Origin of the sequence: Mucilaginibacter sp. (assembly GCF_036568825.1) — a bacterium.
Taxonomy (GTDB): domain Bacteria; phylum Bacteroidota; class Bacteroidia; order Sphingobacteriales; family Sphingobacteriaceae; genus Mucilaginibacter.
The window spans coordinates 1-11,519 of sequence record NZ_DATCRU010000057.1 but is presented as its reverse complement, the minus strand read 5'-3'; the positions used below and the strand labels follow the sequence as shown (position 1 = coordinate 11,519).

The following is an 11,519-nucleotide window of genomic DNA, read 5'->3' as shown; positions in this document are numbered from 1 at the left end:
GTTTTGAACCGCCATTGCCGCAGACGTATAGGTTCCAACCTTTTTCGGTGGCTATTACGCCAAAGTCTTTTGATTGGGCTTCAGCGCATTCGCGGATGCAGCCGCTTACGCCGCCTTTTATCTTGTGCGGAGCGCGGATGCCTTTATATCTTTCTTCAATTTCTATGGCGAACGATACGCTATCGTGCAAACCGAAGCGGCACCAGGTGCTGCCCACACAACTTTTTACGGTACGCAGGGCTTTGCCATAGGCGTGGCCACTTTCAAAGCCGGCATCGATAAGTTCTTCCCAAATCAGCGGCAGGTCGTTCAAGTGGGCGCCGAACAGATCGATGCGCTGCCCGCCGGTTATTTTCGTGTAAAGGCCATATTTTTTTGCGACCTGGCCCAATACGATCAGTTTGTCGGCGGTGATCTCGCCGCCCGGCACACGTGGAACAACTGAATAGGTGCCGCCTTTCTGAATATTGGCCAGGAAACGGTCGTTGCTATCCTGTATTGTATCCTGCTTCACAATTACATCGTTCCACAGGCTCGAGAGTATGCTTGCTACCGCCGGCTTGCACACCTCGCAGCCATCGCCTTTGCCAAAGTGATCCAGCACCAGGTCGTAGCTTTTTAGCTTATTTATCTTTACCAGGTCGTATAGTTCCTGTCTTGAATAGTCAAAATGCTCGCATACTACATTTTTGATGTATTGACCATTGGCTTTCATAGTGCCTGCAATCAGGTCTTTTACCAACGGTACGCAACCACCACAGCCCGTGCCGGCTTTAGTGCATTTTTTAATGCCATCAACGGTAGTGCAGCCATCATTTACCGCATCGCATATAGCAACTTTGGTCACAGCCTCGCACGAACAGATCAAAGCATCATCAGGCAGACTTAGAACACCTGCGCCTTCACTTGCGGATTCCCCTCGCGAACCTAATATCAGGTCCTCCGGATTTGGTGGTAGTATGATTTTGTTGTTAACAGTCTGCAGAAGCATGTTATAAGCTTCTGCTTCGCCAATAAGGATGCCCCCAAGCAGGTATTTGCCATCATTGCTGATGTTGATGCGTTTATAAACGCCTTTGTGGGTGTCTTCAAAAATGATGGTCCGGCAATCAGGTTCGGTTACAAACGCATCGCCAAAGCTGGCCACGTCCACGCCGATTAGCTTCAGCTTGGTGCTCATGTCAAAGCCGTGGAATGACTTTTCTGTATCAATTAATTGCGAAACCACAACATCGGCCATTTCATAACCCGGCGCTACCAGGCCATAGATCATGTTTTCATATAGCGCACACTCGCCAATAGCAAAGATTGACTCGTCGTTGGTTTGCATCTTCTCGTTTACAAGGATGCCGCCACGTGAGCCTGTATGCAGTCCTGCCAATTTGGCCAGCTCATCGCGCGGGCGTATGCCTGCGCTGATAACCAGCATGTCGATCGGTAAAGAAGTATCGTCGTTAAATCTTAAAGCGTTTACCTGGTGTTCGCCCGCAATGTTGGCAGTGCTCTTATTCAAGTGGATGTTTAAGCCGAGTTGCTTAAGCTTAGACTGCAGCATGGCACTTCCGGCTGAGTCAATCTGTCTCGGCATTAATCGCGGGGCGAATTCTATTACGTGGGTTTCGTTGATGCCAAGGTCGATCAGCGCTTTGGCAGCCTCCAGGCCAAGAAGGCCGCCGCCCATCACGGCTCCCCTCTTTGCATTAGCTGCGTAGGCCTTAATCAAATCAAGGTCTTCAATGGTGCGGTATACAAAAACGCCTTCTTTCTCAATTCCCGGTATGTCCGGTACAAACGCCGAGGAGCCTGTGGCCAATACCAGGTAGTCATATTTTAGGTTTAATCCTTTTAGGGAGTGAACTGTTTTTGCCAGTCTGTTGATCTCTTGTATCGGATCGTCAAGATGTAGCATTATATCATTGTCGGCATACCATGACACGGATGAAAGCGAAAGATCTTCCGCCGATTTACCGGCAAAGTACTCGCTTAGGTGAACCCGGTCGTATGCGCGGCGTGGTTCTTCGCCAAATACTATAATATTGTAGTTAGTTGACCTGGCTACAAGCTTTTCACAAAACTTGTAGCCTACCATACCGTTGCCAACTACAATGATGGTTGGTTTCGACATATTAGTTTTTTAAATGTTAAAGCAATTTTTTTCAGTAAATGCACTAAAGTTGCGACCAGAAATGTATTTACAATAACAATATTAGTCAATTTTGTGATGTTTAACAAGAAAATGCCAAGAATTAATGTTGTTTTCAATCATTTTTATGATAATTGTAATATTTAATCAAAAAATGACTCTATTTTTTAGATAATTTCATGACTTAAATCATATTTATTATCTTGTTTTGTATATAAATTGAATTTTTGACCTGATTTTATTCATCTAAATCAAAAATTGTCAGAAATTATAGAAATATGAAGACTAAAAATGTAATTCCTGAGTTGTTTGTAGTAGGAGCTGGCCCCGGAGACCCTGATTTGCTGACTATTAAGGGATATAAAGTGCTGGAAACTGCCGAAGTGGTGTTATATGATAACCTTGCAAATAAAGAATTACTGAATATAGCCCCCGCTTATGCCGATAAAATATATGTAGGCAAGCAGCCTTATGGAGAATATACCCCGCAAGAGGCTATACTGGAGATGATAAAGCATTACTGCTTTACAAAAGGCAAAGTAGTAAGATTAAAGGGGGGCGACCCGTTTATATTCGGCAGAGGGTTTGAGGAGATCATTTATGCAAGGCAATTGGGTATCAAAACCCATTTTATTCCGGGTATAACCAGTATGCAGGCTTGTGGATTGGAAGATATACCGCTTACACACCGGGCAATCAGCGAAGGTATATGGGCAGTAACCGGTACCAAAAAGGATGGCACATTATCAGCCGATTTGCGGTTGGCTATGCAAAGCAATGCTACTGTAGTTATTTATATGGGAATGAAACAATTGGCATCCATTGCCGATACTTATATACAGGAAGGAAAAGGTGATACGCCAGCAGCTATTATACAGCATGCATCGCTAAAGCATCAAAAGTCGGTGTCAGGATTGGTTAAGGATTTGCCTGCGATGGCAGAAAATAATGGATTGACCTACCCGGCTATTATTATAATAGGATATGTAGTTGAATTGAGGGATATTTTAAATATGAACGATCATGAAGGTACGAATTAAAGGAAACTCGTTGAGGTACAGGCTTTCGATGACTGATGTGGCACGGTTTGCACGCGACGGCTATATTGAGGAAGTAATTGATTTTGGAAGGACGCAGCTTACATACGCTTTGCAAAGAGGTCCAACCCTCAGCCTCGAGGCCGAGTTTATGAACGACAAGATCATCGTTTTTATGCCTTATAGCTGGTGTGATGAATGGGTAGAAACAGAGCGGATTGGCTTTGAACAGAAAGGGCCGCTTTATCTGCTGATTGAAAAGGATTTTCAATGCCTGGATAATGTCGCTGAAAATCAGAGCGATAATTATCCTAATCCCAGTTTAGTTTGCTGATAGAGACTGTTCAACCCCGTTTTTGTCCGTTTGGGGGTCTCTTCCCAATTAATACTCAATTGCATTAAGTAGATTTACATTAATGCAGGAATATTTACCCGTAAAACGCTTAAATCGCCTTAGCTGGTTATTGTCGGTAATCATAGGCATTATTTTCTATTTCATTATTTTACGTAATGATACAGAGAAGCATGTATATTACTATACGTTCTTAACCATGCTGGGAATTGTGCTGGTAGGTTACAGTGATGTTATTTGTATGGCCATTTTAGCGAATAGGATCCCGATAAGGTCGAAGAAATTCAGATATTATCGTCTTTTAATAACCTATACTGCCAGTATAGTCATTTATTTACTATTACGTCCGGTTTTTGCATGGGCGGGAGATAGGCCAGGTTCATTTTGGGATATAAATTTATTACTGGCGTTTATCGGATCGGGTATTGTGATTAATGCAATGATCATCGTAATGCACGATTCTGTATTATCATACGAACACAGACTGCAGAGTGAACTGGAGCTTTCTATGTTAAAGGCGGCAAATGCCGAAGCGATGAATCTTGTTTTAAAGCAGCAAATCCAGCCTCACTTCCTTTTCAATGCATTGAATACTTTGAAAGCATTGTATCATAAGGATACACAAGTTGCGGATACCTATATTGTGCATATGGCTAATTTTTTAAGGGCCTCGATATTTCACAATTCATCTAATATATCGGCTTTGGAGGATGAGGTCAAACTTTTATCCGACTACCTGGAAATGCAGCGTATAAGCTTTGGTACGGCGCTGGTATGTACGATAACTTTACCCCAAGACTCACTAAAAAACTTTTCATTGCCTTCGTTTTCTTTGCAGCCATTGCTTGAAAATGCCATAAAGCATAATAATTTTACGCAGGAAGAACCGCTGTATGTAAATATCAGCCAGGAAGGAGATCGATTGATTGTCACCAACAATTTGCAGAAGAAAAAAATCAAGGTTGCCTCGGCGCACTATGGCCTTGCCAATCTGGCGGAAAGATACCGGCTTTGGTCGGGTGATGAAATAATTGTTAAAGAAGGTGGGAATATGTTCTCGGTAAGCATTAAATTGTTGAGCAATGAACATAGTAATTATTGAGGACGAAAGGGTAGTTGCAGACGACCTGGAGCTAAATATCCGCAAGTTGATTGATGAACCCACGGATATCATACAAATCAAGTCCGTAAAGGAAGGCATTGCTTATTTCAAAAACGCTGAAAGCCCTGATTTGATCTTTAGTGATATACAGCTTGGTGATGGTCTCAGTTTTGAGATATTTGTTGCCGAACCAGTTTCTGCCCCGATCATTTTCTGCACCGCTTATGATGAATATGCCCTGGATGCATTTAAAGCAAACGGTATCGATTATATTTTTAAACCATTTACCACAAAAACCCTGCAGGATGCTTTGCAGCGATACTATCAGCTCAAAAAAATATTTTCTGCTGAACAGGTGCCGCAATATGAGGCGTTGATGCAATTGCTGAGTGAAAGGGAGACGTCAAAATTATCTTCTGTACTGGTTTATCACCAGGACAAAATTATCCCGGTTAAGCTAGAAGATATAGCTATGTTCTACCTAGCTAACGAAACAACTCATTTATTAACTTTTTCCGGCAAAACCTTTTACCCCAATAAAACCCTGGATGAACTCGAGAAACTTAGCGGAAGCACCTTTTTCAGAGCGAACCGTCAGTTCCTGGTTTGCCGCAAAGCAATCACTGATGTATCCAACTTCTTTTCGAGAAAACTGTCTGTGAACCTGAGCATCCCTTTTGCAGAGAAGGTGATCGTAAGTAAAAATAAGGCGCCTCAATTCCTTAATTGGCTTACAAAAGCCTGAGGTGCTTGGATATTTCTTCAACTTACACAATCCTGTTTTCTATATTTTTTTGACTCCTGCCTATTTCCGCTTCCGGTTTCACTTTGCCCGCTTCGGTCAGCTTTTCCTTTCTAAGGGCCTGCTTTAGGAACATTTTTGCCTCAAATAATAACAAATGCAGCATTGTGCTGCATCAGTATGTCAAACTTTAAAGAAGAACTCATGAAAAAACTATTGTTAATTTGTTTCGTTCTGGTATCAGTAAAAGGATTTAGTCAAACCAAAGGTATTTTTGACAGGCTGGAATTCGGCCTAAAAGCAGGCGCTAATGTTACAAATTTTACTAACGCCGATTTTCCATCTGATCCGTTGATCAGCTTCCATGGCGGAGCAACCGTAGCTTTTAAATTCACAGATAATTTTATGGTGCAGGAAGAATTCTTGTTTTCGACCCAGGGAGCAAAAATAAAAGGCGGCTCACTTGGTGACCAGGATCTTAAACTTTACTATATGTCTGTGCCCTTTCTTTTGAAATACCGTACTCACGGGTTTTATCTCGAAGCCGGTACGCAGGTTGGGATTAAAGTGAAGGAAGACGTTGCAGGAATCAACACCAATAATTTTGCTAAAAAGCTGGATTTGGCTGCAGCCGGTGGTATAGGTTACCAAACCAAAATGGGTCTGGGTATTGGCGCCAGGTATATTTACGGGATATCGAAAGTAAGTGATTTTAATATTTCGAATATCACTAACAACTACAAAAACAATGCTGTCCAGGCAAGCATATTCTACGTTTTTTAACCCTTTCTCCTTGATTTCAATCCAACTAAAGCTTATCCCGGTTGTACTCGACCGGGATTTTTAGGTAAAATATCTTTTTATGATAGAGATCTTTAAAACCGACGTCGAAAATACGACGCAGGCAGAAACTTTGCTTTTGCTGCTAGGGCATTATTTGCCAGGTGCCGAAATAAACTTTGATCTTGAAGATTGCGACAGGATATTAAGGGTTAAAGGCGAGAGATTTTGCTCCATATATATTATTCAGATACTAACATTTAACGGTTTTAAATGCCAGGTATTGAAATGATAAAAGTGGTTTGAAATTTCCTATGCCGGTAATTTTACATTTCGACTTAAGCCAATTCACACATAGATAAAACCTATATTGGAATAAAAACAATTGATTTTTTCTATCGGAAGTACTGTTTTAACTTTGGGAATAAGCAAACCAAATTTAAAACTATGGAAAACTCAGCTAATGACATCAGCAAATGTCCATTTCACAATGGCAGCATGAAAAACAACGTTGGAGGTGGCGGCACCAGGAACCGCGATTGGTGGCCAAATCAGCTTAAGCTGAGCATCCTGCGTCAGCATTCGGGTGCATCTAACCCGATGGATAAAGACTTTAACTACGCCGAAGCTTTTAAAAGCCTTGATCTGGAGGCTGTAAAACACGACCTGCACGCTCTCATGACCGATTCACAGGATTGGTGGCCTGCCGACTTCGGTCATTATGGGGGCCTGTTCATCCGTATGGCCTGGCACAGTGCCGGTACCTATCGTATTACCGATGGCCGAGGCGGGGCAGGGCAGGGGCAGCAGCGTTTTGCACCACTAAACAGCTGGCCTGATAATGTGAGCCTGGATAAGGCGCGCAGGCTGCTTTGGCCGATCAAACAAAAATATGGTAACAAGATTTCATGGGCCGATCTGTTGATCCTTGCCGGCAATATTGCATTGGAATCGATGGGTTTTAAAACCTTCGGATTTGCCGGTGGCCGCGAGGATGTGTATGAAGCGGATGAGGCCGTATACTGGGGTGCTGAAAACACATGGCTGGGTGGTGATCTGCGTTATGCGCACGGTGATGAAGGCGTGGAAAAAGCCGGAGGAGTGCTCGTATCCGATGATGATGCAGATGGTGACATTCATTCGCGTAACCTGGAAAAACCACTTGCCGCTGTACAAATGGGTCTTATCTATGTAAACCCGGAAGGCCCTGACGGTAACCCTGACCCTGTTATGGCTGCCAAAGACATCCGTGATACTTTTGGCCGTATGGCAATGAACGATGAAGAAACAGTTGCTTTGATCGCAGGCGGACACACCTTTGGAAAGACCCACGGAGCTGCGCCATCAGATAATGTAGGTAAAGAACCTGAGGCGGCTGCTATAGAGCACCAGGGTTTTGGATGGAATAATAGCTATGGTTCAGGAAAAGGTGCAGATACTATCACCAGCGGACTGGAAGTGATCTGGACAAAAACGCCAACTAAATGGAGCAATGATTTTTTTGATCACCTGTTTAATTACGAATGGGAGTTGACTAAAAGTCCGGGTGGCGCTCATCAATGGGTAGCAAAAAATGCAGACGCAGTTATCCCAGATGCATTCGATTCCAATAAAAAGCATGCACCGAGAATGCTTACTACCGACCTTTCATTACGGTTTGATCCGGAGTATGAAAAGATATCAAGACGATTTTATGAGAACCCTGATCAATTTGCTGATGCGTTTGCCCGCGCATGGTTCAAACTGACACACCGTGATATGGGGCCGCGTGCACGTTATTTAGGCAAGGATGTTCCTGCCGAAGTATTGATCTGGCAAGACCCGGTTCCTGCTGTAGATCATCAGCTAATTGATCAGAATGATATTGCTTCGTTGAAGTCAAAAGTCTTAGAATCAGGCTTAACCGTTTCTCAACTGGTTTCTACTGCCTGGGCCTTAGCGTCTACTTTCCGTGGCGGCGATAAACGTGGTGGCGCTAATGGTGCCCGTGTGCGGTTAGCTCCTCAAAGATATTGGGAAGCAAATAATCCTGCACAGTTAAATCATGTATTAAACACCTTGGAAGGCATTCAAAAACAATTTAACGATTCGCAAAGCGGTAAAAAGATTTCACTTGCTGACCTGATTGTACTGGCCGGTTGTGCTGCGGTAGAGAAAGCTGCTAAAGATGCAGGCAGTAATATCAATGTACCGTTCACTCCGGGCCGTACGGATGCTTCTCAGGAAGAAACTGATGTTGATTCTTTTGAATATATGGAACCAAAAGCTGATGGTTTCCGCAATTACCGTAGTAAATCAGCCCGTGTGCGTACGGAAGAGTACCTGATAGATAAAGCACAATTATTAACGCTGTCAGCGCCTGAAATGACTGTGCTGGTTGGTGGTATGCGCGCATTGAATGCCAACTATGACGGTTCACCTCATGGTGTCCTTACTCACCGCCCCGGGCAATTGACCAACGATTTCTTTGTCAACCTGCTCGATATGAGTACTGCATGGAAACCAACCGGCGAGGAAAGGGAACTATTTGAAGGACATGACCGCAAAACAGGGGGCTTCAAATGGACTGCCACCCGAGCTGACCTTATATTTGGCTCACATGCTGAACTGAGAGCTATTGCAGAAGTATACGGCGAAGCTGACGGGCAGGCTAAATTGGTAAAAGACTTTGTTGCCGCATGGAACAAAGTAATGAATCTTGATCGTTTCGATCTGGCTTAAAATAGACCATAAATTATTGTAAAGGCGGATTATTACAGTCCGCCTTTTTTTGTTATTAACATTTGTGTAAATTATTGGTAACTAGAATGTTACATAATACAAGCGGGTAGATAATATAACAATTTCTTAACCTTAAATCTTCGGGATTTACGCGGCATATCTATTTCTTTGATAGAGAGAAATCCATACATCACAATTAACCATTCACAAAAGCTAAAATTTATGCTCCACGTATTAAGTTCTATCACCCTCCCCCTGATTGGTGAAGTTAGCTTAAGCACTTCATTAACCATCGTTTTTATGATATGCTTGCTGGCAGTTGTTGGCTTTGAATTTGTAAACGGCTTTCACGATACTGCGAATGCTGTTGCTACGGTTATTTATACCAAAGCGTTAAAGCCGGTTTATGCTATTCCCTGGTCAGGTTTTTTTAACTTCCTTGGTGTGTTCCTCGGAGGTGTTGCCGTAGCAATGGGCATATTAAAGTTATTGCCACTCGACGAATTAATGAAGCTGCCTGTGGCTGTAGGCGCCTGTATGGTGCTGGCTGTACTGCTCGCCGCTATTATCTGGAACCTGGGCACATGGTATCTCGGTATCCCTTGTTCAAGCTCCCATACTTTGATCGGGGCGATGATCGGCGCCAGTATAGCATTTACCTGGTATTACGGCGGTTCGGGTGTAAACTGGGACAAGGCAAAAGAAATAGGTTTATCACTTATCCTTTCGCCACTGATCGGTTTCGGTGCAGCTGCATTACTGATGTATTTCCTGAAACATGTGGTAAAATCAACAGCATTATTTCATATTCCGCAGGGCGAAAATGACAGACCACCAATACTGATCAGGGGGCTGTTGGTGTTAACCTGTACACTGGTTAGCTTTTTCCATGGCAGTAATGATGGTCAGAAAGGTGTTGGTTTATTAATGCTGATCCTGATAGCCTTTGTTCCTGCAAAATTTGCGGTGAACCATGCTATTTCAAACGACAAGATATTATCATCGCTTAATAAAACAGAGCAGATAGTTAATCAAAAACTTGCTTCATCCGATGTGATAACCAAAGGGCTGATCCTGCATCTTGATTCCGCTATAGCCGGCACTAAAACTCGGCTCGCAGCCGATACGGTGAAAACTTATAAATTCCGCAAACAGATCAAGAATGTAGTAAAAACTATTGATCTGGTTGCAGCCAGCAAAAATGCTAATTGGGCAGCAAATGATATGACCGTGTTAAAATCAGCGTCAAAAGACCTGAACGGCCTTACCGATTTTGCACCGGTATGGGTAATTGCAACTATTTCTATTTCATTAGGTATTGGCACGATGATCGGTTGGAAACGTATTGTAGTAACCATCGGTGAGAAGATCGGTAACGAACATCTGAACTATGCGCAGGGCGCAACTTCTGAGATCATTGCTGCATCAACCATCGGTTTGAGTACTTCGTTTGGTTTACCTGTAAGTACCACGCACGTATTATCCAGCGGCATTGCCGGATCAATGATGGCTTCAGGCGGTGCGGGTAACCTGAACAGCAAAACGCTGAAAAATATAGCTTTGGCATGGGTGCTTACTTTGCCGGTTGCTATCATTTTGGCACTGTTATTATTTATGTTCTTCCATTTATTCATTTGAAAATAATTAGTAAAAACATTAATTTAAACTTGTTAAAGACATGAAACAGATACTTGTTGCAACTGATTTTTCAAACGGCGCTGCTAACGCGATGGAATATGCCATGGATCTGGCTAAGGTGCTGAATATGGGAGTTTGCGCTATCAATGCTATCCCCTCAATGGAAGGTGTGGGCAATAATATATACAACGCAGTTTTTATCGAAGACTACCACAATAACAAACGCGCGGCCCTGAAAGATTGGGCTGGTAAAATTGTTGACGATAGATACAAGGATGTACCCGTGACCACACTTTGCATGGTTGGCTCTTTAAAAACTGTATTGAGCGAATATGTGAGCCAAAATCATGTAGAATTACTGGTGATGGGCATGATAGGATCGACCGGAATTACCGGTATTGTGGGCAGTAATGCCAGCAGTGTTATTGAAGTGATCAAAATTCCTACGCTGATGGTTCCGGTGGAAAGTAAATTCCCTGAAAAACCAATGATCACCCTGGCAACCGATTACGATACCAGGCTTTCGGCTTATGATGTGAACGCCCTGAATGAAATGGTATCAGCTTTCGGTGCAGAGAAAATGAATATTCTTTATGTATCAGGTAAATCTGAGGATAAGAACCTGGAAACAGAAGAAAGCAGAATGCGGGACCTGATCAAAAACACTACGCTCGACTTTAATTATGTAACCGGAAGCAGTGCAAGTGAAGGTATCCTGAATTTTGTGCAATCAAATGATACAGACATCCTTTGCCTGGTAAAGCACCATCACAATGTGGTTTACCGCCTGTTTAATCGCAGTACGTTAGATAGAGTGTTAAATAAATCAGTAAAAGCTATATTGGTTCTGCACGAATAACACTTGATAAAGAAAATGCAAAGGCGGATAGATCTGAAGTGCACCCCAAAAGTTGGACAAACTTAATTATTATTATCATAATGAGCTCGGTATTTAGCCGGGCTCATTCCTTTTAGATTGAGCTTGATTCTGTCGTTGTTATAAT

At 42.9% G+C, this 11,519-nt stretch carries 10 protein-coding genes; 9 read left to right on the top strand and 1 reads right to left on the bottom strand.

Annotated elements, in window-relative coordinates; translation table 11 throughout:
* A partial coding sequence (gene nirB / locus VIM89_RS11850; protein ID WP_488156366.1) for a nitrite reductase large subunit NirB occupies positions 1-2,125 on the bottom strand: 2,125 nt, incomplete at its 3' end.
* Positions 2,126-2,421: 296 nt separating this feature from the next.
* Between nirB and cobA the strand changes: the two genes are divergently transcribed.
* The 9 genes from cobA (at position 2,422) to VIM89_RS11805 (ending at position 11,374) form a co-directional block, all read left to right on the top strand.
* The gene (gene cobA, locus VIM89_RS11845) at positions 2,422-3,183 is read left to right on the top strand and encodes a uroporphyrinogen-III C-methyltransferase (RefSeq protein ID WP_488156365.1); all 762 of its coding nucleotides are present in this window, start codon (positions 2,422-2,424) and stop codon (positions 3,181-3,183) included.
* On the top strand, positions 3,167-3,514 hold the full coding sequence (locus VIM89_RS11840; protein ID WP_488156364.1) for a DUF7009 family protein: 348 nt from the start codon (positions 3,167-3,169) through the stop codon (positions 3,512-3,514). The genes cobA and VIM89_RS11840 overlap by 17 nt, the downstream gene beginning before the upstream one ends.
* A gap of 82 nt (positions 3,515-3,596) precedes the next feature.
* On the top strand, positions 3,597-4,634 hold the full coding sequence (locus VIM89_RS11835; protein WP_488156363.1) for a sensor histidine kinase: 1,038 nt from the start codon (positions 3,597-3,599) through the stop codon (positions 4,632-4,634).
* Positions 4,615-5,379 (top strand): LytR/AlgR family response regulator transcription factor, encoded by a 765-nt coding sequence (locus tag VIM89_RS11830; RefSeq protein ID WP_488156362.1) that lies wholly within the window; start codon positions 4,615-4,617, stop codon positions 5,377-5,379. The genes VIM89_RS11835 and VIM89_RS11830 overlap by 20 nt, the downstream gene beginning before the upstream one ends.
* Positions 5,380-5,580: 201 nt before the next feature.
* The gene (locus VIM89_RS11825; protein ID WP_488156361.1) at positions 5,581-6,159 is read left to right on the top strand and encodes a porin family protein; all 579 of its coding nucleotides are present in this window, start codon (positions 5,581-5,583) and stop codon (positions 6,157-6,159) included.
* A gap of 79 nt (positions 6,160-6,238) precedes the next feature.
* Positions 6,239-6,448, top strand: coding sequence for a hypothetical protein (locus tag VIM89_RS11820; protein WP_488156360.1), 210 nt, complete (start codon positions 6,239-6,241; stop codon positions 6,446-6,448).
* A gap of 155 nt (positions 6,449-6,603) precedes the next feature.
* Complete coding sequence (gene katG / locus VIM89_RS11815) at positions 6,604-8,877, top strand: catalase/peroxidase HPI (RefSeq protein WP_488156359.1); 2,274 nt, start codon at positions 6,604-6,606, stop codon at positions 8,875-8,877.
* A gap of 222 nt (positions 8,878-9,099) precedes the next feature.
* Positions 9,100-10,515 (top strand): inorganic phosphate transporter, encoded by a 1,416-nt coding sequence (locus VIM89_RS11810; RefSeq protein ID WP_488156358.1) that lies wholly within the window; start codon positions 9,100-9,102, stop codon positions 10,513-10,515.
* 40 nt (positions 10,516-10,555) lie between these two features.
* The gene (locus tag VIM89_RS11805; RefSeq protein ID WP_488156357.1) at positions 10,556-11,374 is read left to right on the top strand and encodes a universal stress protein; all 819 of its coding nucleotides are present in this window, start codon (positions 10,556-10,558) and stop codon (positions 11,372-11,374) included.
* Positions 11,375-11,519: the final 145 nt, after the last annotated feature.

What these genes read in the sequence shown, in the direction of transcription:
- VIM89_RS11840 (WP_488156364.1), top strand. Translation starts at nt 3,167, where the DNA reads ATGAAGGTACGAATTAAAGGAAACTCGTTGAGGTACAGGCTTTCGATG.
- VIM89_RS11825 (WP_488156361.1), top strand. Translation starts at nt 5,581, where the DNA reads ATGAAAAAACTATTGTTAATTTGTTTCGTTCTGGTATCAGTAAAAGGA.
- VIM89_RS11835 (WP_488156363.1), top strand. Translation starts at nt 3,597, where the DNA reads ATGCAGGAATATTTACCCGTAAAACGCTTAAATCGCCTTAGCTGGTTA.
- VIM89_RS11820 (WP_488156360.1), top strand. Translation starts at nt 6,239, where the DNA reads ATGATAGAGATCTTTAAAACCGACGTCGAAAATACGACGCAGGCAGAA.
- VIM89_RS11805 (WP_488156357.1), top strand. Translation starts at nt 10,556, where the DNA reads ATGAAACAGATACTTGTTGCAACTGATTTTTCAAACGGCGCTGCTAAC.
- VIM89_RS11810 (WP_488156358.1), top strand. Translation starts at nt 9,100, where the DNA reads ATGCTCCACGTATTAAGTTCTATCACCCTCCCCCTGATTGGTGAAGTT.
- cobA (WP_488156365.1), top strand. Translation starts at nt 2,422, where the DNA reads ATGAAGACTAAAAATGTAATTCCTGAGTTGTTTGTAGTAGGAGCTGGC.
- katG (WP_488156359.1), top strand. Translation starts at nt 6,604, where the DNA reads ATGGAAAACTCAGCTAATGACATCAGCAAATGTCCATTTCACAATGGC.
- VIM89_RS11830 (WP_488156362.1), top strand. Translation starts at nt 4,615, where the DNA reads ATGAACATAGTAATTATTGAGGACGAAAGGGTAGTTGCAGACGACCTG.